Source organism: Oxalobacteraceae sp. CFBP 8761, from assembly GCA_014841595.1.
In the GTDB taxonomy this organism is placed as follows: Bacteria; Pseudomonadota; Gammaproteobacteria; order Burkholderiales; family Burkholderiaceae_D; genus Telluria.
Window position 1 is genome coordinate 1247261 of record JACYUE010000001.1, and the last position, 23980, is coordinate 1271240.

At 65.4% G+C, this 23980-nt stretch carries 18 protein-coding genes; 10 read left to right on the plus strand and 8 right to left on the minus strand.

Annotation, left to right across the window (positions count from 1 at the left end):
* Positions 1-47: 47 nt before the first annotated feature.
* The 7 genes from IFU00_05480 to IFU00_05510 all read left to right on the plus strand — a co-directional run bounded on the left by IFU00_05480 (position 48) and on the right by IFU00_05510 (position 13220).
* Positions 48-2747 (plus strand): glycoside hydrolase family 2 protein, encoded by a 2700-nt coding sequence (locus IFU00_05480; protein MBD8541737.1) that lies wholly within the window; start codon positions 48-50, stop codon positions 2745-2747.
* The gene (locus tag IFU00_05485; protein MBD8541738.1) at positions 2744-6061 is read left to right on the plus strand and encodes a GH92 family glycosyl hydrolase; all 3318 of its coding nucleotides are present in this window, start codon (positions 2744-2746) and stop codon (positions 6059-6061) included. The genes IFU00_05480 and IFU00_05485 overlap by 4 nt, the downstream gene beginning before the upstream one ends.
* A gap of 234 nt (positions 6062-6295) precedes the next feature.
* Positions 6296-7327 carry a LacI family DNA-binding transcriptional regulator gene (locus tag IFU00_05490; GenBank protein ID MBD8541739.1) on the plus strand — a complete coding sequence of 344 codons (1032 nt, stop codon included), beginning with the start codon at positions 6296-6298 and terminating at the stop codon, positions 7325-7327.
* Positions 7328-7349: 22 nt separating this feature from the next.
* Positions 7350-8567, plus strand: a complete 1218-nt coding sequence (locus IFU00_05495) for an AGE family epimerase/isomerase (protein MBD8541740.1) — start codon at positions 7350-7352, stop codon at positions 8565-8567.
* Positions 8560-9483 carry a carbohydrate kinase gene (locus IFU00_05500; GenBank protein ID MBD8541741.1) on the plus strand — a complete coding sequence of 308 codons (924 nt, stop codon included), beginning with the start codon at positions 8560-8562 and terminating at the stop codon, positions 9481-9483. Before IFU00_05495 ends, IFU00_05500 begins: the two co-directional genes overlap by 8 nt.
* Complete coding sequence (locus IFU00_05505) at positions 9483-11906, plus strand: GH92 family glycosyl hydrolase (GenBank protein MBD8541742.1); 2424 nt, start codon at positions 9483-9485, stop codon at positions 11904-11906. Before IFU00_05500 ends, IFU00_05505 begins: the two co-directional genes overlap by 1 nt.
* A gap of 36 nt (positions 11907-11942) precedes the next feature.
* Positions 11943-13220, plus strand: coding sequence for a sugar MFS transporter (locus tag IFU00_05510; GenBank protein ID MBD8541743.1), 1278 nt, complete (start codon positions 11943-11945; stop codon positions 13218-13220).
* 3 nt (positions 13221-13223) lie between these two features.
* On the opposite strand, the gene IFU00_05515 is transcribed toward IFU00_05510, so the two are convergent.
* Both IFU00_05515 and IFU00_05520 read right to left on the minus strand, forming a co-directional pair.
* Positions 13224-13889, minus strand: coding sequence for a response regulator (locus IFU00_05515; GenBank protein MBD8541744.1), 666 nt, complete (start codon positions 13887-13889; stop codon positions 13224-13226).
* A complete protein-coding gene (locus IFU00_05520) occupies positions 13886-15448 on the minus strand; it encodes a HAMP domain-containing protein (protein ID MBD8541745.1) in 1563 nt (520 codons plus the stop codon). The genes IFU00_05515 and IFU00_05520 overlap by 4 nt, the downstream gene beginning before the upstream one ends.
* Before the next feature lie 161 nt (positions 15449-15609).
* On the opposite strand from IFU00_05520, the gene IFU00_05525 reads away from it, so the two are divergent.
* Positions 15610-15891 (plus strand): DUF427 domain-containing protein, encoded by a 282-nt coding sequence (locus tag IFU00_05525; GenBank protein ID MBD8541746.1) that lies wholly within the window; start codon positions 15610-15612, stop codon positions 15889-15891.
* Between the two features lie 66 nt (positions 15892-15957).
* Here IFU00_05525 and IFU00_05530 read toward each other — a convergent pair whose 3' ends face one another.
* Positions 15958-16854, minus strand: a complete 897-nt coding sequence (locus IFU00_05530) for a LysR family transcriptional regulator (GenBank protein ID MBD8541747.1) — start codon at positions 16852-16854, stop codon at positions 15958-15960.
* A 183-nt stretch (positions 16855-17037) separates the two neighbouring features.
* On the opposite strand from IFU00_05530, the gene IFU00_05535 reads away from it, so the two are divergent.
* Positions 17038-17991 (plus strand): aromatic alcohol reductase, encoded by a 954-nt coding sequence (locus tag IFU00_05535; GenBank protein ID MBD8541748.1) that lies wholly within the window; start codon positions 17038-17040, stop codon positions 17989-17991.
* Positions 17992-18456: 465 nt separating this feature from the next.
* Positions 18457-19125 carry a PEP-CTERM sorting domain-containing protein gene (locus IFU00_05540; protein MBD8541749.1) on the plus strand — a complete coding sequence of 223 codons (669 nt, stop codon included), beginning with the start codon at positions 18457-18459 and terminating at the stop codon, positions 19123-19125.
* Positions 19126-19383: 258 nt separating this feature from the next.
* Here IFU00_05540 and IFU00_05545 read toward each other — a convergent pair whose 3' ends face one another.
* Genes IFU00_05545 through IFU00_05565 form a run of 5 tightly spaced genes read right to left on the minus strand, consistent with a single transcriptional unit; the run spans position 19384 to position 23761 of the window.
* Complete coding sequence (locus IFU00_05545; GenBank protein MBD8541750.1) at positions 19384-20727, minus strand: flavodoxin domain-containing protein; 1344 nt, start codon at positions 20725-20727, stop codon at positions 19384-19386.
* Positions 20724-21731: an FAD:protein FMN transferase gene (locus IFU00_05550; GenBank protein MBD8541751.1), complete on the minus strand. Its 1008-nt coding sequence runs from the start codon at positions 21729-21731 to the stop codon at positions 20724-20726. Before IFU00_05550 ends, IFU00_05545 begins: the two co-directional genes overlap by 4 nt.
* 15 nt (positions 21732-21746) lie before the next feature.
* Positions 21747-22565, minus strand: a complete 819-nt coding sequence (locus IFU00_05555; GenBank protein ID MBD8541752.1) for a DUF4198 domain-containing protein — start codon at positions 22563-22565, stop codon at positions 21747-21749.
* Positions 22566-22586: 21 nt separating this feature from the next.
* Positions 22587-23096 (minus strand): DUF2271 domain-containing protein, encoded by a 510-nt coding sequence (locus tag IFU00_05560; protein ID MBD8541753.1) that lies wholly within the window; start codon positions 23094-23096, stop codon positions 22587-22589.
* A gap of 32 nt (positions 23097-23128) precedes the next feature.
* Positions 23129-23761 carry a PepSY-associated TM helix domain-containing protein gene (locus IFU00_05565; protein ID MBD8541754.1) on the minus strand — a complete coding sequence of 211 codons (633 nt, stop codon included), beginning with the start codon at positions 23759-23761 and terminating at the stop codon, positions 23129-23131.
* Positions 23762-23980: the final 219 nt, after the last annotated feature.

Genomic DNA, 23980 nt, shown 5'->3' on the forward strand with positions numbered 1-23980 from the left:
TCCCCGCCACTCTGGCGGGGAGGGTGTCTTCTTTCCAGGATCACGCCATGAACGACCGGATCAACACGATCTCGACGGCCGGCGGCGGCTGGCGCGCTCTGTGCGCCGGCCTGCTTCTTTTCTTTTGCGCAGGCCTTGCCCTGGCCAGCCCGTCCGACAAGCTCGTCATCGACGGGGGCTGGCGCTTCCACCTGCTGCCGGGCGACGCACGCGAAGCGGCGCATCCCGACCTCATGCCATGGCGCGCGGCCACGGTGCCGGGCACCGTGCACACCGACCTGCTGGCCCACGGCCTGATCCCCGATCCGTATGTCGGCGCGCCCGAAGCGGGCCTTCAGTGGATCGGCTTGGCCGACTGGGAATACCGCACCGCCTTCGACGTGCCGCGCGCCGTGCTGCAACGCGCGCGCAGCGAGCTGGTGTTCGCCGGGCTCGACACGTTCGCCGAGGTCTGGCTCAACGGCGTCAAGCTGCTCGACGCGAACAATGCGTTTCGCACCTGGCGCGTGCCAGTGGCGGGCCGGCTGCGCGAGCACGGCAACATCCTGCGCGTCGTGTTCCGTTCACCGATCAATACGATGCTGCCGCAGGTCGCCGCGATGCCGCACAAGATCGCCGGCAACTACGCGTCGCCTTACGGCGATGAACCCAAGGATGTGCTGAGCGCGAACTTCGTGCGCAAACCCGGCTACCACTATGGCTGGGACTGGGGCCCGCGCTACGTCACGGCCGGCATCGGCAAACCCGTCGTGCTGCAAAGCTGGGATGCTGTGCGCATCGACGACCTGCAACTGCGCCAGGACCGCGTCGACGCCGCGCGCGCCGATGTCGCCGCCATCGCTTCGCTCGACGTGCTGCACGCCGGGCGCTTCACGCTGCGCCTGTGGCAGACGGCGCCGGGCGGCCAGCGCACGCTTGCCGCAACGCGGCGCGTCGATCTGCGCGCCGGCGTCAACCGCATTGAACTGCCGGTGCGGATCGACGACCCGCAGCGCTGGTTCCCGAATGGCTATGGAAAACAGCCGCTGTACCGCTACCAGCTTGAGGTCGGCCATGGCAACAATACGCTTGCGACGCACGCTGCCCGCACGGGCCTGCGCAGCGTCGAACTGCGGCGCGACCATGATGCCGCCGGCCAGGGCTTCTATTTCGTCATCAATGGCATTCCCGTGTTCGCCAAGGGCGCCAACACGATCCCGTTCGACATGTTCCAGCCGCGCGTGCGCCGCGAGGGGTTGCGGCGCGTGCTGCAGTCGGCCGCCGACGCCAACATGAACATGCTGCGCAGCTGGGGCGGCGGCTATTACGAGGACGAAGATTTCTATGATCTGGCCGATGAACTGGGCCTGATGGTCTGGCAGGATTTCATGTTCGGCGGCGGGATGCAGCCGGCGTACGATCCGGCGTTTCGCGCGAACGTCGTCCACGAGGCGCGCGACCAGGTGCGGCGCCTGCGCAACCGTCCGAGCGTCGTGCTCTGGTGCGGTAACAACGAGCAGGAGATCGCCTGGAAAAACTGGGGTCACCGCAAGACGCTCGAGCGCGCCGATCCGGTGTTTGCCAGCCAGGTCTGGGACGGGTATGTCGCGCTGTTCGGTGTCGACCTGCGCCGCGTGGTGGCAGAAGAAGCCGGCGGCATCGGCTACTGGTCGAGCTCGCCCGGCAACGATTTGCAGGAAACCGCCAACACCCCAGGCAGTGGCGACATGCACTACTGGGAAGTGTGGGGCAATCCGGCGCATCCGGTCTCGAACTACCTCGACATCACGCCGCGCTTCATGTCCGAGTACGGGCTGCAGGCCTGGCCCGTGCAGCGCACGATCGACGCGTTCGCCACGCGCGCCGAACAGGGCGTGGCCACGCCCGTCATCGAAGCGCATCAGAAATTCATGGCCGGCAAGGGCAATGAGCGCCTGATGAAGTACGTGCAGGAGCAGTTCGGCGAGCCGGTCGATTTCCCGGCGTTTGCCTATCTGAGCCAGGTGATGCAGGCCGACGGCATCGAGCTGGCCGCGCTGCACCATCGCCGCAGCCGCCCGCATACGATGGGTTCCCTGTACTGGCAGCTCAACGATGTGTGGCCGGGCGCGTCGTGGTCGAGCATCGACTGGTTCGGTCAGCTAAAAGCGCTGCAGTTTCATGCGCGCCGCTTCTTTGCGCCGGTCGCCGTCGCGGCATTGCGCGATGCCCGCGGCGCTACGCGCGTCAGCCTGCTCAACGACCGCACGCATGCCGTGCAGGGGACGCTCCGCACGCGCGTGATGTCGCTCGATGGAACCGTGCTGCGTGACACAAGCCAGACCATTGATATTGCGCCGCTGTCGGCGCGCGACGTGGGCGCGTATGCTGACGCCGACCTGCTGGCCGGCGCCGATCCGGCATCGACCGTTGCCGTGTTCACGCTGCAGGTGGAGGGCGAGCCGGCATCGACTGGCGTCGTCTACTTCGTGCCGGCGAAGGACGTCGCCTGGCGCGATCCCGGCCTGCACACGACCGTGCGCCGGGACGGTGACGGCTACCGCATCGAGATCACGGCAGCGACACTGGCACGCGGCGTCTGGCTCGATGCCGGCGACGTCGATGCGCAGTTCCACGACAATGCCCTGACCGTGCTGCCGGGTGAACCCGTCACCGTGCACGTAACGTCCACCGCCAGCGACAGCGTGCTGCGCGCCGCCCTCCATGCCCGTTCGCTGCGTGATGCCATGCGCGCGACCAACCCAACTTCCTGGAAGATCACCCCATGAACAAGACCCATATCATCGGCGCCGCCGTGGCCATGCTGCTGGCCAGCATGGCCAATGCCGCCGACCCCCGCACTGCAACCGGTTTTGCCACGTCGTTCGAAGCGAACGAACCCGTTCCTGCCACCGGCATGGGCGAAGGCATCCGGGTCACGCCGGGTAGTGGCCCCGACAAGCCGTATGCGGCCAAGGCGAAGACCGGCTACACCGGTTTGCGCGCGCTGCAATATCGCGCGGACGGCAAGGGCGGGCGCTTGCCGCTGTTCGCGGTCGATCTGGCGATCACCGCCGACACGGTCCTGTCATGGAAGGTGCTGCCCGAGATCGTCGATGGCGACATCGCCACCTCGACCGGCGTGGCGCTGGACCTGGTGCTGGACGACGGCCGCCGCATCTCGAGCCTGGACCTGCGCGACAACCACGGTGTGCGCATCGACGCGGCGGCGCAGGCCAGGTCGAACACGCTGTATCCGCAGCAGTGGGCGCACAAGTCGGTGCGCCTGGGCAGCCTGGCGGGGCGACGTATCAAGTCAATTGAGCTGGCGCTGCAGCCTACTACCGCCGCCGGCGCCAGCGGCTGGCTCGATGATATCGTCATCGGCGAGCAGGTCCAGGGCGGCATCAAGCGATTGACCGACCACGTGCTGACGACGCGCGGCACGCAAGCCAACGGCACCTTCTCGCGCGGGAACAATATCCCGGCCACGGCGATGCCGCACGGTTTCAACTTCTGGACGCCGGCCACCGACGCCAGCACCCTGAGCTGGCTGTATCGCTGGAACGAGCAGAACGACGAGAACAACCGGCCGCGCCTGCAGGCGCTGTCGCTGAGCCACCAGCCAAGCCCCTGGATGGGCGACCGCCAGACCTTCCAGATCATGCCGTCGAACGCGACCGGCCAGCCCGATCCCGACCGCAAGCGCCGCGCACTGTCGTTCTCGCACGAGAACGAAGTCGCGCGTGCGCACACGTACCGCGTGGACTTCGACAACGGCATCCGCGCCGAGATCGCACCGAGCGAGCGGGCGGCGATCTTCCGCTTCCGCTTCCCGCAAGGGGGCGACGCCAACCTGCTGTTCGATAACGTCGATGCACGCGGCGGCCTGCGCCTGGACGCGGCCACGCAGACGCTGCGCGGCTACACCGACACGCGCAGCGGCCTGTCGAACGGCGCGACACGCATGTTCGTGTTCGCCCGTTTCGACCAGCGCTGGCAGGCCAGCGGCCCACTGGAGACGGGCCGCCCGACCGGCTACATCAAGTTCAACGCCGACGGCGGCGAAGTGCGCATGCGCATCGCGACCTCGCTGATCTCGGTCGAGCAGGCGCAGAAAAACCTCGCGCTGGAAATCGGCGACGCCGGTTTCCACACCGTTCGCGAGCGCGCGCAGGCGGCGTGGGACAAGGAACTGGGCCGTGTAAAGGTGGACGGCGCCAGCGACGACCAGCTGACGACGGTCTACTCGAACCTGTACCGCCTGTTCCTGTACCCGAACGTCGGCCACGAAAACGTCGGCAGCGCGCAGCAGCCCGATTGGCGCCACGCCGACCAGAGCGGCTGGTCGCAGGCCAAGACCGGGGGCGACGATGACAAGACCTCGGCGCCCGTCGTCGCCGGCAAGGTGTATGTCAACAACGGCTTCTGGGATACCTTCCGCACCACCTGGCCGGCGTACGCGCTGCTGGCGCCGACCCGCGCCGGCGAGATGGTCGACGGCTTCCTGCAGCAGTACCGCGACGGCGGTTGGGTGGCGCGCTGGTCGTCGCCGGGCTACGCGGACCTGATGGTCGGCACCAGTTCCGACGTCGCTTTCGCCGATGCGTGGCTCAAGGGCGTGCGCGGCTTCGATGCGCATCAGGCGTATGAGGCGGCGCTGAAGAACGCGACCGTCGTGCCGCCCGTGTCGAACGTCGGGCGCAAGGGCCTGGGCAAGTCGATGTATCGCGGCTATGCCGATGCGTCGGTCCATGAAGGCATGTCGTGGACGCTCGAAGGTGCACTGAACGACTTCGGCCTGGCGCAGATGGCCACCGCGCTGGCCAGTGGGGAGGGCGACACGTCGCGCGGTCGCCGCTACCGCGAAGAAGCCGCGTACTTCGGTGCCCGCGCCACCGACTACGTCCACCTGTACGACCCGGCCACGGGGTTCTTCCGCGGCCGCGACGCCAAGGGCGCTTGGCGCGAACCGGCCAAGGCGTTCGACCCGCGCCGCTGGGGTGGCGACTACACGGAAGCGAATGCCTGGAACTTCGCGTTCACCGTGCCGCACGACGCCGAAGGATTGGCCAGCCTGATGGGCGGGCGCGCGGCGCTGGGCAAGCGCCTCGACACCTTCTTCGCCACGCCCGAAACGGCGCAGGCAGCGTTCTCGGGCAGCTACCGCCAGGTGATCCACGAAATGACCGAAGCGCGCGACGTGCGCATGGGGATGTACGCCCACAGCAACCAGCCGTCGCACCACATTCCATGGATGTACGCGGCCGCCGGCCAGCCGGCCAAGACGCAGAAGATCACGCGCGACATCCTGGCGCGCCTGTACCTGGGCAGCGAGATCGGGCAAGGCTATGCGGGGGACGAGGACAATGGCGAGATGTCGGCCTGGTACACCTTCGCGATGATGGGCCTGTATCCGCTGCGGATGGGGTCCCCGGAATACGTAATCGGCTCGCCGGCGTTCGCGCGCACCGACGTGCGCCTGGAAAATGGCCGCACGCTGTCCGTGATCGCGCATAACAACAGCACGGAGAACGTCTACGTGCAGTCGCTTAACGTCAACGGCAAGCCGTGGACCAAACCATGGATCCGCCACGACGACATCGCCGGCGGCGCGACGCTGGAATTCACGATGGGCAGCACGCCATCGACCTGGGGCACCGGCGCTGGCGCCTTGCCGGCGTCGCTGACGCCAGCCGGCAAACGGCCTGCAGGCCTGGTCGACCGCAGCAAGGGCGCCACGTTGACCCTAGACAGCAAGCGTGCCCCGGCACCGCTGACCGATGACGACGCGGCGACGGCCGTGGAGGTACCGGCAGCAGCCAACCTCGGTATCACGCTCGCAAAGAGCGCGCGCATCAGCCACTACACGCTCACCGGCGGCAAGGCGCCGCTGGGCAAGGTGTCGTGGACGCTGGAAGGGCGCGACGCCAAGGGCGGCTGGGTCGCACTCGACACGCGCGAGAATGAAGTCTTTGCCTGGGAGCGTCAGCTGCGCCCGTTCGGCATCGCCAAGCCGGGCGTGTACAAGGCGTACCGTTTGCGCTTTGCACAAGAAGCGGCGTTCGAGCTGGCCGAAGTGGAGCTGCTCGAGGCACGGTAAACACACTGCACTCTGGGGCGCTGCTTGTTTACTAAAACGCGATAAAACACGGGCAGTTCAGTCTGCCCGCGTTGACGCCTCGGAGGAGCGGCTGTTATAAAACACACTTGAAAAACGCTCACCGGATGCTTTTTCGGACGACGCAAAAAACGCCCACAGAGGCGTTTATTAAACCAACGATTGGAGACCGATCATGTCCATGATCACGATGCCCGGCATGCCGGCGATGCGGCCGTGACCCAGGTCACGCTGCGCCACATCGCCAGCGCCACCGGGCTGTCCATTGGCACCGTCTCGCGCGCGCTGAAGAACCAGGGCGGCATGACGGAGGCCACGCGCACGGCCGTGCGCGATGCGGCGCTGCGGCTGGGTTACGACTTTTCGCTGCTCAAGAAAGGCCGGATCCGCCGCATCGCGTTCCTGCTGCACAGCCAGCACAACACCCTCACGTCCAGCCCCTTCTTCACGCCCGTGCTGCACGGGGCCGAAGAAGCGTGCCGGCGCGAGGGGATCGCGCTGTCGCTGATCGTCGTCGGACCGGCCGAACCGGTGCTGGAACAGATCCGCCTGCACCAGCCCGACGCGATCCTGTGCGCCGGCTTTTTTGAGCCGGAAATCCTCACCGCCCTGCAGCAGACCGGCAAGCCGATGGTGCTGGTCGACATGCACCGGCGCGGTTTCACGTCGATCAACCCGGACAATATCAGCGGCGGCTACCTCGCCACGCAGCACCTGCTGCGCGTCGGGCGCAAGCGCATCGCGATGCTGTCGGGGTCCCTGGCCCACTACAGCATCGGGCAGCGCAACCGCGGCTTTCGCCAGGCGCTGTTCGACGCGAAGATGCATGCCGATCCGAACCTCGAAGTGAGCGTGCCCACCATGGGTGAGGGTGACGACGGCGTCATCGAGGCGATGCGCAGCCTGCTGGCGCTGCCGAAGCGGCCCGACGCACTGTTCTGCTACAACGACAGCACGGCGCTGGTCGCGATGAAGTACTGCCTGGGCGAGGGGCTCAAGATTCCCTACGACCTCGCCATCGTCGGCTTCGACGACATCGCCGCGGCGGCTGCCGCCATCCCGCCACTGAGCACTGTGCGCGTGGACAAGGAAGCGCTGGGTCGCGCCGGCGTTGATGCGCTGCTCGCCAAGCCCGAGCTTCAACAAACTAACCTGCAACAGCCCGGCCTCCAGCAGAGCGACGTGGACGCCACCCAGATAACCCTGCCAGTCGAGATGATCGTGCGCGAGAGCAGCTACGACGACTAGCGAACAACCACCATCCCCCACCATGACCACGTTCCCGAACTTTCGCAGCCCGGACCTGCTGCTCGACCACGCACGCCACACGATGCGCTTCTACCACCCGCGCGCGATCGATCCCGCCGGCGGCATGTTCCATTATTTCAAGGATGACGGCGCCGTCTACGACCCGCGCCACCGGCACCTGGTGAGCAGCACGCGCTTCGTGTTCACCTACGCGATGGCGTACCGCCAGTTCGGCGATCCGGCCTACCTGGACGGCCTGCAGCACGCGGTGCGCTTCCTGCGCGACGCGCACCGCGCACCGGACGGCAGCGGCTACGCCTGGATGCTGGACGGGCGCGACGTCGAAGACGGCACCCAGCATGCCTATGGCCAGGCCTTCGTGCTGCTGGCGTATTCGCACGCGACGATGGCCGGGCTGGAAGAGACGCGCGCCTGGATCGGCGAGACGTTCGAGCTGATGGAAGCGCGCTTCTGGAGCGCGGCCGATGGCCTGTACGCCGACGAGGCAAGCCAGGACTGGAGCACGCTGTCGACGTACCGCGGCCAGAACGCCAACATGCATGCGGTCGAAGCGCTGCTGGCGGCGCATCAGGCCACGGGCGAAGCGCGCTACCTCGAGCGCGCCTATCTGGTGGCCAGCAACATCACGCAGCGCCAGGCCGCGCGCTGCGGTGGCCTGATCTGGGAACACTACGACGAAGCGTGGCAGCCGGACTGGAAGTTCAACATCGACGACCCGGAAAACCTGTTCCGCCCGTGGGGCTACCAGCCAGGCCACTTCACCGAATGGGCCAAGCTGCTGGTGCAGCTCGAAGCGCGCGCCCCGGGCGTTCTGACGGATGATCTGAGCTGGCTGCTGCCAACCGCCGAGCGCCTGTTCAAGGTGGCGGTGGAGAAGGGCTGGGACAACGAATTCGGCGGCGTCGCGTATTCGCTCGCGCCCGACCTGACCGTCTGCGACAGCCACAAGTACTTCTGGGTGCAGGCCGAAAGCGCCGCCGCAGCGGCGCTCTTGGGCACGCGCACCGGCAACGACGCCTACTGGACCTGGTACGAACGACTGTGGCAATACAGCTGGAGCCACTTCGTCGACCACGAGCACGGCGCCTGGTACCGCATCCTCGACCGCGAGAACCGCAAGCTCAGTGACGAGAAAAGCCCGGCCGGCAAGGTCGATTACCACACGATGGGCGCGGTCTACGACATCGTCGCCGCGATGAAAGGACCCCGCCATGGTTGATGCGCCGTTCATGCTATGCGCCGGCGAAGCGCTGACCGACATGATCCACCAGGGCGATGAGCGCTGGGTCAGCCGCGTGGGCGGGTCCACCTGGAACGTGGCGCGCGCGCTGGCGGTGCTGGGCGAGCCGACGGCGTTTGCCGGCGCGATCAGCCGCGACCGTTTTGGCGACGCGCTGTGGGCGGCCAGCGAAACGGCCGGCCTTGATATGCGCCTGCTGCAGCGCGTGGAGCGCGCGCCGCTGCTGGCCGTGGTCGAGGGCGGCGAGCCGCCGCGCTACTTCTTCATCGGCGACGACAGCGCCGACCTGCATTTCGATCCGGCGGCGCTGCCGGCCGGCGCCTTCGACGGCCTGCGCTGGGCGCATTTCGGTGGCATCAGCCTGGCGCGCGAGCCGCTGGCCGCCACGCTGGTGGCGCTGGCGCGCACGCTGAAGGAGCGCGGCGTGTCGATCAGTTTTGATCCGAACTACCGCAATCTGATGGATGCGCGCTACACGCCGACGCTCGAAGCGATGGCATCCCTGGCCGACTTGATCAAGGTGTCGGACGACGATCTGCGCGGCCTGTTTCCCGGCCTGGGGCTGGACGATGCACTGGCGCGCCTGCGGGCATTCAACCCCGCAGCCTACTGCCTGCTCACGCGCGGCGGTCAGGGCGCAAGCCTGTTCCATGGCGACGAGCGCTGCCACGCGCTGGCGCCGAAAGTGGCGGTCGTGGACACGGTGGGCGCGGGCGACGCCAGCGCCGCTGGCCTGTTGCACAGCCTTGCACGCCATCCGCAGCGCCGCTTGCAGGCGCACCTGCACGCCGCCCTGGCAGCCGGCTCCGCTGCCTGCCTGCAGGCTGGCGCCACCCCACCGCCACCGGCGGCCATGCACCAACTGTTCGAACTGCTCGAAGGAGAAGCATCGTGATGCCGCATTTCCGTACCCGTTTCAGTGTCCCCACGCTGGTGCTGGCCTGCCTGCTGCCACTGGGCGCACAGGTCGCGCTGGCGGCCGACAGCATGCCGGTCAACACGTTCATCGGCACCCAGGATGAAGGCAATACCTTCCCTGGTGCCTCCGCGCCGTTCGGCATGATCCAGGTCAGCCCGATCGCCGACCACTACGCCGGCTACCGCTACAGCGACAAGCGGATCCGTGGTTTCGGCCACTCGTTCCTGTCCGGCGCCGGCTGCTGGGAGCAGGGCGGGCAGCTGTCGGTGCTGCCGGTCACCGGCACCATCGGCCCGGGCGGGGATTTCGACACCGCCAAGAAAGGCACGTTCGACCACAAGCGCTACGCCGCCGACTACACGCATGACGGCGAAGTCGGCCAGGCCGGCTACTACAAGGTCAAGCTGACCAGCTACGGCGGCATCACGGCCGAAGCGACCGCGCTGACCCGCGCCGCCGCCGAACGCTATACCTATGCGCCCGGCACCAAGACCGGCCACGTGCTGCTCAACGTCGCCCAGGCCAACGAGCGCCATGGCGTCATCGGCAGCGAAGTGCAGGTCGTCGGCGAGCGCGCCGTCGAAGGCAAGATCGTCACCCGCAGTTTCTGCGGCGGCGCCAAGTACACGACCTGGTTCCGCATGGAGTTCGACCAGCCGATCGCCGCCAAGGGCGTCTGGGACGATCGTGGCGGCTGGCCTGGCGCCGCCGGCCCGAGCCAGCAGGGCGAGGCCAAGCCGCATGGCGTGTGGCTGACCTTTGACCTGAAAAACGGCCAGGCCGTCACCGCGGTCAGCGCGATCTCGCACGTCGATGCAGAAGGTGCGCGCATCAACCTCGCCGCCGACGGCAAGGCCGGCGACAACCCCTTGAGCTTCGACGCCATGAAGACGAAAGCGCAGGCCACCTGGCAGCGTGAACTCAAGAGCGTGCGCATCAAGGGCGGCAGCACGGATGACCGCACCGTGTTCTACACGGCGCTGTACCACGCGCTGCTGCAGCCGCTGACGGGCAACGACGCCGACGGCCGCTATCGCGGCTACGACGATGCGATTCATACCGCCAAGGACTGGACCTACTACGAATTCTTCTCGCTGTGGGACACCTACCGCGCGCAGAACCAGTTGCTGGCGCTGATCCGGCCCGAGCGCGCGCGCGATATCGCGACCTCGGTGCTGGCGATCCGCGACCAGGGCGGCTGGCTGCCACGCTGGGGCTACGCGAACTTCGAGACCAATATCATGACGGGTGACCCGGTCACGCCGTTCCTCGTCGATCTGTGGCGCTTCGGCGCGCTGAAGGGCCGTGAAGCCCAGGCTTACACAGCGCTGCGCGAGAACGCATTCGGCGTGCCGGCCCATGGCATACGTCCGCAAGGCCGCTCGGGCAATCCGAACTACATGAAGCAGGGTTTTGTGCAGTACGACCGCAGTTTTGTGTCGAAAGGGATGGACACCGATCCGCACCACGGTGCCTCGGCGACGCTCGAATACGCGCTGGCCGATGGCGCGCTGGCCGAGATGGCCAAGGCGCTTGGCCACGAGGACGATGCCCGCGTGCTGGCGCAGCGCGCGCTGAACTGGAAAGCCGTCTGGGATGCAAATGCCGTCGACGAACCGACCGGCCAGCGCGGTTTCCCGCGCCCACGCCTGATCGACGGCAGCTGGTTCGCCGATGTCGGCAGCGGGTTCGACCCGCGCGGCGACCATGGTTTCCATGAAGGCACTGCGTGGCAATACCAGTGGCTGGCGCCGCAGGACGTGCCGGGCCTGGCGGCAGCGATGGGCGGGCAGGCGCCGGCTCTCGGTCGCCTCGACCAGTTCTTCGACTACCCGGCCGTGCTGGCCGACCCGAACGCCGTGCGCAAGTCGTGGGTGGTGGGGCCATACAGCTACTACGCCCAGTTCCGCTACAACCCGAACAACGAGCCGGACCTGCACGCACCGTGGATGTACACGCTGATGGGTCAGCCGTGGAAGACGACCACCGTGCTGCGGGCTGCCGAAACGCTGTTCACCAACGGTCCGGGCGGCGTGACGGGCAACGATGACCTGGGCACGATGTCGGCCTGGTACCTGTTCAGCGCACTGGGCATCTATCCGGACATGCCGGGCAGCGGCCGCTTCCTGCTGCACGCGCCGCGCTTTGCCGGCGCCGAGATCGACCTGGCGCAGGGCCGCACGCTGCGCATCGACGCTTCGGGCGCCAAGCCGGGCCAGCGCGGCTTCGTCAAGTCGGTCAATTACGGTGGACGCGCGGTGGAGCGCGTCTGGCTCGACTGGGAGCAACTGCAGTCGGGCGGCGCGCTGAAGTACCAGCTGGCGCCGCAGCCGGACGCGCAGGGCTGGGGCACCCGTGCCCGCGACCTGCCACGTCCGCCCGCCGGCATGGCCCGCTAAGTAACCCGACCACAACAATAATCATCAGGAGACAGCATGGCCAATATGGCAACGGGCGCGACACCAGTCGCGCGGCAGGACGGTCCCCCCGGGACGCAACAAGGCAGTAACACTGGGGCGCTCGTCATCGTCACTATCCTGTTTTTCATGTGGGGCCTGATCACGTCACTCAACGACGTCTTGATTCCGCACCTGAAGGCGGTCTACACGCTGACGTATGTGCAGGCGATGCTGGTGCAGTTCTGCTTCTTCGGCGCGTATGCAATCGTGTCGCTGCCGGCCGGCGTGCTGATTCGCCGCATCGGTTACCAGAAGGGCGCCGTGACGGGCCTCCTGGTGGCCGCCGGCGGCTGCACGCTGTTCTATCCGGCCGCTTCCGGTGGCTACGGGATGTTCCTGCTGGCGCTGTTCGTGCTGGCATCGGGCATCACGGTGCTGCAGGTCGCGGCCAATCCGTATGTGGCCGTGCTGGGCCCGGCGCGCACCGCGTCGAGCCGCCTGACGCTGACGCAGGCGTTCAATTCGCTGGGTACCACGATCGGGCCGGCCGTGGGCGGGGTGTTGATCCTGTCGGCGGCGGGTGCTGCCGCCGTCGCTGGGACGGATGCGGCTGCGGAAGCGGCCAGCGTGCGCGGGCCGTACCTGATGCTGGCTGGCCTGCTGGTCGTATTGGCCGTGATGTTCCTGGCCGCGAAGCTGCCAACGATCGTCGCCTCCGATGACGATGGTGCGCCGGTGGCAGCAGGTGGCTCGGTGCTGGCGCACCGCCACCTGGTGCTGGGGGCGATCGGCATCTTCCTGTACGTGGGCGCCGAAGTGAGCATCGGCAGCTTCCTGATCAACTTCATCGGCGAGCCGCAGATCGCCGGCCTGGCGCACGCGGACGCTGCCCATTACGTCAGCATCTACTGGGGCGGCGCGATGGTGGGGCGCTTCATCGGCTTTGCCGTGATGCGCGTCGTCAGCCCCGGCAAGACGCTGGCGTTCAATTCGGTGGCGGCAATCGTGCTGGTGCTGATCGGCACGTTCGCGCAGGGCGATATCGCGATGTGGGCGATCCTGGCGGTTGGTCTGTGCAACTCGATCATGTTCCCGACGATCTTCAGCATGGCGCTGCACGGCCTGGGCAAGCACACGGGCCAGGGTTCCGGCATCCTGTGCATGGCCATCGTCGGCGGTGCGCTGGTGCCGTTTGCGCAGGGCGCGCTGGCCGATAGCCTGGGCGTGCAGATCTCGTTCCTGCTGCCGGCCGCGTGCTATGCGTTCATCCTGTACTTCGGTGCCCGTTACGCGTCGATGTATGCGCCGAAGTAAGCTTCACGCGTCGTAGCGGTAGCCGAGACCGTAGATCGAGCGGATCGGCTCCATCCCCGGCGCCGCCCCGTCGATCTTGCGCCGCAGGTTCTTGACGTGGCTGTCGATCGCGCGGTCGGTGGCGTCGAGATTGTCGGCGCGGGCCGCGTCGAGCAGCTGGGCGCGTGACAGCACCTGGCCCGGCCGGCGCGCCAGCGCGGCCAGGATCGCGTACTCGCTCGGCGTCAGGTCGAGCGCGCGGCCGTGGACCTTGACGCTGCGCGCGGCCTCGTCCAGCAGCAGGGCCGCCGGCGCGACGTCGCCACTTCCGGCGCGGCGCAGGATCGCCTTGATGCGCGCCATCAGTTCACGTGGGCTGAACGGCTTGCACAGGTAATCGTCGGCGCCCAGTTCCAGACCCAGCAAGCGGTCGATTTCTTCGACCCGCGCCGTCACCATCACGATCGGCACCTCCGAAAACGCGCGCACCGCGCGGCACAGCGCCAGACCATCCAGGCCAGGCAGCATCAGGTCGAGCACGATCAGATCCGGCGGCGCCGTGCGGATCGCGACCAGGGCCTGCGCGCCGTCGCCATGCACGGTCGGGATATAGCCGGCTGCGCGTGCGTAGTCGGCGATCACGGCGGCCAGTTCCGGTTCGTCCTCGACGATCATGATGCTGCTGCTCATGGTGTGTCCTTTTTCAGCAGCGGCAGCGACACGGTCACGCGCAGGCCGCCCAGTGGTGAATGGGCAAACACCAGTGCGCCGCCTTGCGCGGCAAGCAGGCGCCGGCTCAAGGCCAGACCCAGGCCGGCGCCGCCATGCGCGCGGCTGCGCGATGCATCGACGCGGTAGAAGCGCTCGGCCAGCCGCGCCAGCGCGACATCAGGCACGCCGGGCGCGCTGTCGTCGAGCGTCAGGTGCAACTGGCCGTCGTGCACCTGCGCGCTTAGCCGTACCGCGCCGCCGGGCGCCGTGTAGCGCAGGCTGTTTTCGAACAGGTTGGCCAGCACCTGGCGCAGGCGGTCCGGGTCGCCCAGCACCTGTGATTGTGCTGGCGCCGCGCCGGTCTCGAACGTCAGGCCGGCGGCCTGGAAGCGCGCGCCGAATGCCTGTGCTTCAGCGGTCGCTAGTTGCCACAGATCGAGCGGCACGCGCTGGCACGCCAGTTCGCCGACATCGGCCCGTGCCAGCGCATACAGTTCGTCGATCAGCTTCGTCAGCGCATGCACCTGCAGCACCATCGCATCGACGGTGGCTGGTGTGGCCTGGCGCACGCCATCTTGGATCGCTTCGAGCTGTGCGCGCAGCACGGCCAGCGGCGTGCGCAGTTCGTGCGACGTGTCGGCCACCCACTGACGGCGCGCCGCTTCGGCCTGATCGAGCCGCTCGGCCAGTGCATTGAAGTGGCGCGCCAGGTCGCCCAGTTCATCGCTGCGCTGAACCGGCAGGCGCACGGCGTAGTCGCCTGCGGCCAGTGCGCCGGCGCCGCGCGCGAGGCGGTCGATCGGGCGCCGGAAGTGACGCGCCAGGCCGATCGCGGCCAGTGCGCTGAGCACAAGGGCAAGTCCGCCGATCAGCCACAGGCTGCGTTGCAACTGGTCGAGAAACGCAAACGCCATCGCGTCGCTGGGCCGTGCGCTGCGTGCGACGCCGAGATAGCCGATCGTGCGGTCATCGACGGTGATGGCGCGCCGGGCCAGTGGCAGGTTGTCCGGCGGGCGGCCGGCGAGATAACCGCCATTCACATCGAGCAGCGTGATGCGCGTGTGCAGATCGGCGATCACGCCGGGTGGGGCGGGTGGGGGCGGTGGCAGTGGTGGCATGGGCGGACCTGCTCGCGTGTGCATCGCGGCGGCGGGCGACGCCGGCGCAGCCGGGGCGACGGGGTCCACCGGCGCTACTGGACCAACTGGTCCGACCGGTGGCGCCGGCTTCCCGCGCACGGACTGCAGGCGCGTCAGTTCGCCGCCGATCCAGTCGCGCCGGTTGTCACCAGACGGCAGGAACGTCCAGTCGCCATGCTGGCTATACTGGCGCGCGACGGCGCCGGAGAGTTCATCGAGGCGATCCAGTTCGATCGCCACCGCGTAGTCGCCGAAACTGCCCAGCACATTCTGGCGCAGCAGCAGGACGGCGGCGGCGGCCACCGTCAGCATGGCAAGGAGCACGGAGGCAAAGAGGCGGTGACCGATGGCGATTTTCACGGGCGGGTAAGAAAGTGGTGACAGTGCATGGTAAGCCATCAGCATCGCGACGCGGAAGGTTGAGTGCGCACGAGGTTTGGCGACTACCTGGCCCAACGCCGTTCCGCGAGCACTCGTCGCACAAACATCCGCATCAACTTTCCCACGCAACCGGTGTAGACTGGTCCGCGCTTCAGATCCGAAGCGCTACCGGAGTGCATATGAAAGCAATATGGAATGGTGAAGTGCTGGCGCAGTCGAACGATACGGTCGTCGTCGAAGGGAACCATTATTTCCCCCCCGCCTCTTTAAACCGCCAGTTCTTCAGCGACTCGAGTACAACAACCAACTGTCCCTGGAAGGGCACAGCGAGCTACTACAATATCGAGGTGAACGGCAAGGTCAACAAGGATGCGGCGTGGGTGTATGCCACACCAAAATCCGCCGCGTCAAATATTACTGGCCACATCGCGTTCTGGAAGGGTGTGGATGTGACGCCCTGACGCGATTCATCCGTCGCATCGTTCGGCAAGGCATCGCAGACTGTTTCAATAGGCAACGGTCGATCCTTAGCAGGTGTCGGTAAACAGTTCTGCTGTCCAATCGGCAAACGCACGCATCGCTGGAGAGAGAAAGCGGCGGTGGGGATAAAGTAGTGACACAGGAACAGGTGCTGGCCGCCAGTCGGCCAGCACCTCGACTAACTCTCCGCTCCGCAATTGTTCCGCTACCAGGATCTCCGCCAACTGAATCAGGCCGCGTCCGTCGATTCCAAGCTTGATGTAAAGCCCAGTCTCGTTGACGGCAACCTTGCCAGCCACCGGAACGGCGACGCAATGCCCGTCTTCGACAAAATGCAGCTCACTTCCCCGCCGCGTCGTGCTGGAAAAGTAGTGGACAGCCTGGTGTGCCTGCAGATCCAGCAGTCTCTTGGGAGTCCCCTTTTCTTCCACATAGGACGGCGCCGCGCATGTGACCCAGCGCAACGCCCCCAAACGACGTGAGACCAGCGTCGAATCATTGAGGTTGCCAGTACGGATCACGCAATCGACGCCATCCTGGATCAGGTCCACCTGACGATCATTTATACCGATCATGAGATAGATATCGGGGTAGCGCTGCTCAAATTGCGCCAGACGCGGCAGGATCAAGGCATGCGCAATGCCCCCCGGCATATCCACCCGCAGTTTCCCTTGCGCGCGCTCGGCAGAGCCGTTCAGGCTCGCTTCCGTGTCGTCAATCAGGTCGAGTATCTCGCGGCAACGGTAGAAGTACTGCTCACCTTCCGGTGTCAAGCTGAGCTTCCTGGTTGAACGGTTCAGCAACCGAATTTGCAAATGCTTTTCAAGCCTTTTAACGATACCGGTGACGGATGATGGCGGTAAGCCGAGCGTCTGCGCTGCGCGTACAAAGCTCTTGCCTTCGACGACTCGGACAAATACCTGCATTGCTTGTACGCGGTCCATATATCGGCCTGATACCTATAAGGAAAACGGCACTATAACCCACCATTGTTCGCATTTTCTGCACAATGAAAACCTACAGGACCACTTTTTCCGCCTCGTTGCGCCGCCTATAGTGCAGGTATCAACGCTAAAGGAGAAATCAACATGTCCAACCAAATCCGCCAATTATCGGTACCGCTAACCATGAACCGGGCAGACCCTGACGCGATGTCTAAAAAGATTCTTGTGCTCGGTGCCGGGGAACTCGGGATGCCGGTACTGCGCAGTCTCGCGCAACGCGCGAAGGACGTCGACGGTGTGACCATCAGCGTGTTGCTGCGCGCAAGCGCTGCCGCGTCCAATGTGCCAGACAAGCAGCGTGATGTGGCCGAAATCCGAAACCTTGGGATCGACATCATCATCGGCGATCTTGTGAAAAGTTCGATCGACGAGCTGGCTGCGGTATTTGGCCGATACGACACAGTCATAGGGTGTGCTGGCTATGCAGCGGGTATCGACACGCCAATGAAATTGGCGCGTGCTGCCCTGCAAGCGCAAATTCCCAGGTACTTCCCATGGCAGTTCGGCGTCGATTTTGACGTCATCGGTCGCGGCAGTCCGCAGGACATCTTCGACGCACAGTTGGACGTGCGCGAATTGCTGCGGGGGCAGCACCAGACTGAGTGGGTCATCATCTCGACCGGTATGTTCATGAGCTACCTGTTTGAGCCAGAATTCGGCGTCGTCGATCTCAAAGAACATGCGGTGCACGCTCTTGGCAGCCTCGACACTGCTGTCACGCTGACCACGCCAGATGATATTGGCGTTCTGACTGCCGAGGTCGTTTTCACGCAACCCCGTATCCGCAACGACATCGTTTATTTGGCTGGCGACACGGTGACGTATGGGGAAGTGGCCGACAAGCTGCAAGCGGCGCTAGGCAAACCCTTCAGCCGTTCGGCGTGGAGCGAGGAATACTTGCTGGGCGAGTTGGCCCGCGACCCACATAACATGATGCGCAAGTATCGCGCCGCCTTTGCGCAGGGGAGGGGTGTTGCTTGGGATAAAAGTGGCAGTTTCAATGCCCAGCGCGCTATTCCGGTTACCGACGTGGCATCGTGGATCAATGCAAACTTGATTTCTGGCCGAAGCAATTAGTATTCATTCACAGGGCTTAGGCACCGACCGTCATTGGCGGTGTCAGGTCTGACATCTGGACACATGCTCTACTTACTTGAGAGCATTTCAAATAGACCTCTGGCTCCTCAAGATGCGCTTGAAAATCGATATGCCGGATCATCGCAGAGCTCGTGTCTGAATGTCAGACCTGACCCCGTTATTCGTTGACCCCGTTACTCGTTACTTGCGTTGACTCCATTACTTGCGGCATGACCCAGTTAATTGCGACAAGCACGGTGCAATGACATACAAGCGCCACTTTTCCTTAGCGCATTGAATCATGCGATGAAACTCCATGAATTTAATTGTCGAATTTTTTTACACTAGGACCACGCAAACCTTGAGGTTTATCAGCATGTGCTTGATTAACAACATAAATTTTCTTCTGGCATTGTAATTGCTAGTTACAAAGCACAACAACTAATCCTCAAAGGGGAATCCTGAATGAAAAAATTGATCCTTGCACTCGCCCTGAGCGCATCCTTCCAGGCACACGCCGGGGTGACGACCTTTACGTTGAACGACATCGGTACGTTCGCTGGATACACCAGCAACGACACGTCGCAAACGTTTGCCGGCAGCGGTTTCGTTGGCATGTACAACACGCAATGGGCGCACCTGTTTGGCCTCGAAATTTCTTCGTACTCGCGTACCTTGGCTCAGGTAAACATCGGCTCGCTGGCAGGCAAGCAGATTAACAGTGCAATGTTGAGCTTCTCCCTACTCGACGGCGACACCAATTCGCAATTGGCAACGGTTACCGGCTTCAATGGCGGCAGCGGAAATCTTGCATTCAACTTCAATGCACCGGGCACCAATTACGGGTCGGTTAACGCAACGGTCAGCGGCGGCGCCAATGCACTCGACATCACCGATTTGCTCACGGCCAGTGTTGCCGCGAACGATGGCTGGCTGGGACTGCATTTCCAGGGCTCTGATCTCTATCAGTGGACCTACACCACTGAGGGATTCGGTAGCAATCGTGCTAATCTTCAGTTGACGGTCGACTTTGCCGACACTACCGATGTACCGGAGCCAGCCAGCCTCGGCATGTTGGCCATCGGCGCCCTGGCCTTGGCAGCTGCACGCCGCAAAACCCGCCACGCCGCCTGATCACAGATAGTTGCCGGTAAATCGCAGCCCCGCTTGTCGGGGCTGTTCTGTTTCAGACTGGCGAAGCAGCGTGCCCCTAGGCTGGCATGGTCGGCGTGCACGCCAATCACTGGTTCATCGCCAGTACATCGCCGATCAAGCCCTAGCGCCAATCGCCCAGCGCTTTCACTATGCCCTCCGACGAACAACACGATGCGAGTCAAGCTGGCTAATGCTGCTCGTCGCCAGCGACAGCCTCTCGCCAACAGCGACAGGACATCAGTACACGTCGCGCCGATAGCGCCCATCGCCCATCATGGCCTCAACCGTGGCCGCGCCCAGCACCTCGACCAACGCATCATGCACACCACCGGCCATCCCCTGCAGGCTGCCGCAGACATAGATCGCCGCGCCATCATGCACCCACTGGCGCAAGAGGTCAGCTTGCGCAGCAACCAGATGCTGAACATAACGCGCGGTGCTGCCGTCACGCGAAAACGCCAGGTCGAGCCGCGCAAGGGCGCCGCTGTCGCGCCATGCTTCGAGTTCGTCCTGGCACAGGAAGTCATGGGCGGCATTGCGTTCGCCAAACAGCAGCCAGTTGTCGTGGGTGCCAGCGTCGATGCGCGCCTTCAGCAGTGCGCGCAGGCCGGCCAGCCCGCTGCCGTTGCCGATCGCAATCAGTGGCCGCAGCGTATTCTCACCCAGCCGGAAGCGTGCATGCGCGCGCACCCGCAGCTGGATCGTGTCCGTCGCGAGCGCGTCCGTGCAGAGCCAACCCGACGCCGTGCCCGGTGTCCCGTCGGCGCGCTGCTGCAATCGCACCAGCAACGTGAGCTGGCCTTCTGCTGGTACCGAGGCAATCGAATACTCGCGCGGATGCGTCGGGTCGGCCGGCGCGCTCACTTGCGCCAGGTCGCCCGCCTCCCACGCTGGCAGCGCGCCATCCTGCGGCGTCAACGCGAGGCGGTACAGTGGCGCGCCAGCGCTGCCGGGATTGAGCAGCGTGCGTTCGGCGATGCGCCACGCGCCGTAGGCGGGTGCTTCCCAGTCCGGTGCGTCGCTCGTGCCGGCCAGGTGGCTCAGGTGGTGCTGCCATGCGGCCAGCGCGTCGGGCGCGCCGCGGTCGACGTCGATGCGCTCGAACAAGCTCGTTGCGCCGCGCTCGCGCAGCCAGGCATCGAGCGCGCGGCCGAAGCCGCAGTAGTTGGTATACGTGATGTCGCCCAGGGCCAGCATGCCGAAGTGCAGCTGCGACAGGTCCGGCACCGCGTCCATCGTCTGCGTGGCAAAACGCGCGGCGGGATCGGGCGCGTCGCCTTCGCCGTAGGTGCTGCAGACGAACAGGATGCGGCTGGCGCTGGTCAACGTAGCCAGGTCGAGCGTCGAGATGCAGGCCGCGCGCGCGTCCAGGCCTCCGAGCGCCAGCGTGGCGGCCGTCCGTTCGGCCAGAAATTCTGCGCTGCCGGTCTGGCTCGCATAGACCACAAGCCAGTCGGCTGCCACGCTACTGGGACGCGCCTTGGCCAGATGCATGCGCCACAGGCCCAGGCACATCGCAAGATAGGCGCCGGACAGCGCCAATGCGCTGCCCCAGCGCAGCGGTTCGATTGTCAGCATCATTGGAGCATCGAGCGCCAGGCGCCCGTCGTGGTTTCTTTCAAGCCGGATCCGGCGCGCACGAGAAAGCGCGCCGCAATCCCGCGTTGTTCCGCAAAAGCGAGCCCATCGTCAGGTCCGAGCACCGTCAGCGCAGTGGACAGCGCGTCGGCCGCCATGCAGGTTGGCGCCAGCACCGTGACCGAGGCCAGGTCGTGATCCACCGGGTAGCCGCTGCGCGGATCGAGCGTGTGCGCCATACGCCGCATGCCATATTGAAAGCTCCGACGGTAGTCGCCCGAGGTGGCGATCGCCAGCCCGTGCAGGGCAACGATCGTCTGTCCGACAGCCTCGCAATCCGGCACGCCCTCGACCTCGACCCACCACGGCTGGCCATCCGGCTTGACCCCGGCGCCGCGCAATTCGCCGCCCGCTTCGACGACGAAATGGCGCACGCTGCGCTCCTCGAGGCAGGCGGCCATGCGATCGACTGCATATCCTTTGGCGACCGACGAGAAATCCAGAATCGCGCCGCCCGGTTGCAGCAGGCGCCGCCCGGCATGGTCAAGCACCGGCTGGCGCTCGCCCCGGCGCACGATAACATCAGCAACCAGCGCAACCTGCGGCGCCTGGAACCCCGGCTGGTCGTAACGCCCGCGGGCGCCGAAGCCCCACAAATCGACGAGGGCGCCGGCAGCCGGATCGTAGGCGCCGCCGCTGTCGGCCGCCACCTGCAGCGCATGCTCGGCGACGGCAAAAAACTGCGGCGGCAGCGCGTGCCAGCTGCCAGCCGGCGCGCGGTTGTAGCGCGACAGCAAGGAGTCTTCGTCCCAATGGCTCATTTGCGCAACGATCTCGTCCAGCTCGCCTTGCAGCGCGCGGGTGACTACGGCGCCATCGGCGCCCGGCGGCAGCATCAGCCGCGCCGACCAGGTCGTGCCCATCGACGTGCCGGATGTGGTGAACAGCGTGCTGCCGCCGGGCGGCATGGCCGCGTCGACGTTCAGGGGAACAAGAATGGTGCGCATCGAGCCTTTTCGCTCTTATTGCGGCAGGACGTCGAGCGTGGCCGTGTAGCTGTAGCGCTTGGCGCCCGGCGTTGGCGGCCCTTTTGGCGTCTCGAGCGGGAACTTGGCCGAGAGCCAGTACATATTCGCGTCCGGCACCGTGAACTTGACCTCGCCCTTGGCGTCGGTGGTAAAGCGCAGTTCGCCCAGCGTGCCGCGGTACTTGACGGCGCCCGGCACCATGCTGAACGGGAAGTTCGGCAGTGGCTTGCCATCGAGCTGGAAGCGGAAGGTGATCGGCTCGCCCGCACGCAGGTCGGACGGATTGGTGACCGGGACCATTTCGAGGCCGACGCCGCTTGGCTTGAGCGCCGTGTCGTTCATGTCATTGGCCGAGACGAAGGTTTCCAGGCGCGTGTGCGTGGTGCTGGTGGTGACGTCGGTGGCGCCGGCCGGCACTTGCGCGCCCGGTGTGCCTTCGACGCCGCGGAAGCGCTTGACCTCGCCGCCGAGCTTGTAGCTGCCCATCACGTTGTTGCTGACAATGGCCAGGCGGTAGGTGCCGTCCTTCGGGAGGCTGATGTCGATCGTGCTGCGGAATTTACCGAGCACGGCGCCTTCAGCCTTAGTCGTCACGCCATCGGGCCCCGTGATCGTCAGGTTGTCCAGGCGCAGCGGCACGTGGTGGAATTCGAACAGGCCTTCCGAGATCGCGCCGTCCAGCGTGACCCACGGTTCCTTCGCTTCGACCATGGCCGTGCTGGGCAACAGCCAGCCGCGGTGCGCCTGCGCGCTCATCGACATGCCGGCCAGGGCCAGGCCGAGCAGGGCGCCCTTGAGGATACGGTTGTGCATGGGATTCTCTCTTGATTGTTGTTATTGGAGCTCGAGGGCGACGGCGCCCAGTTCTTCCTTGCCGGCCGCATTCGCTGCGACCTTGCCCTTGCCGGTCCACGTGAACGGCACCTTGACCAGTTCACGCCCGCCCGCTTCGCGCGATGCTTCCACGACCAGCTTGTAGTCGCCGGCCGGGAGTTTGTCGAGGCCGTGCTTGGCGCCGTCGAATTTCATCGTCTGGCTGCCCGCCGGACGGGTCGCGCCGCTGACGCCATCGAGCGGGAATTTGGCGTCGCGCCCGGCCTTGCGCCACCACGTACGCAGGTCCTTGACCCATTTGTCGCCGGCAGCGTCCTTCTTCAGGTCGTACAGCACGGCGAGATTGGCCGCGACGCTCTGGTCGGCGCGTTCGAGCCAGATCGCCACATACGGCTTGTGGTATTCGGCCACGTTCAGTTGCGGCAGGTCGAATTTGACGGACAGGTCGGCGGCCACGGCCCAGCCGGAAACAAGCGGCAGGGTCAGGACGAGCGAGTGGGACAGTTTCATTCTTGGTCTTCTCTCAGGTTGGAAATAAACGATCAGTGGACAAACAACAACGCCAGCACGGCCGGCAGCACGATGCCGAAGCCGATCACCGGCCAGGTCGACGGCCGGTTGGCCGCGTGGTATTTCATGATCAAAAAGCCCGTGATGCAGAACACGATGCAGGCGACCGAAAAAATGTCGATGAACCAGCTCCAGACGGCGCCCGTGTTACGGCCCTTGTGCATATCGTTGAGCCACGAAATCCAGCCGCGGTCGGTGCGCTCGAATTCAGCGCTGCCGTCGACGGCGATACGCAGCCAGGCGTCGCCGCCGGGGCGGGGCAGGGCGATGTAGGCGTCTTCCTCGGTCCATTCGGCGCGCTGGCCACGCACATCGACAGGGAATGCGCTGTTGGTCCAGTCGGCGATGCTGCTGGGCAGCGGCACCTTGGCGTCAGCGTGTTCTTCGGCCCACTGCTTGAATTGCGGAAGCAGTGGCGCCGGCAGCGTGGCTTTCAGGCGCGTGACCTCGGGCGTGGCCTTGATCAGTGCCGCGTTGTTCAGCGTCAGTCCCGTAAAGCTGAATAGCAGCATCGCCATCAGGCAGATTGCCGAGCTGATCCAGTGCCATTGGTGCAACTGCTTGAGAAACATGGCGCGGCCCGCGCCCGGGAGGCGCTGGGGCATGCCACCGGCAACGGGGGCGGGCGTACTGGTTGCTTTGGCCGATGCCGGTAACAACGGCTGGACGACATCAGGGGACGGGGCGGAGGTAGACATGCGTTAAATGATAACGATTATCATTTACAACGTCAATGTGGTATTGACGACAACCGCACATTTGCCGGTTGGCAGCGAGTGTTCAAAAACACATTTGGAAATAAATTATTCTAGGAATGTAATCTG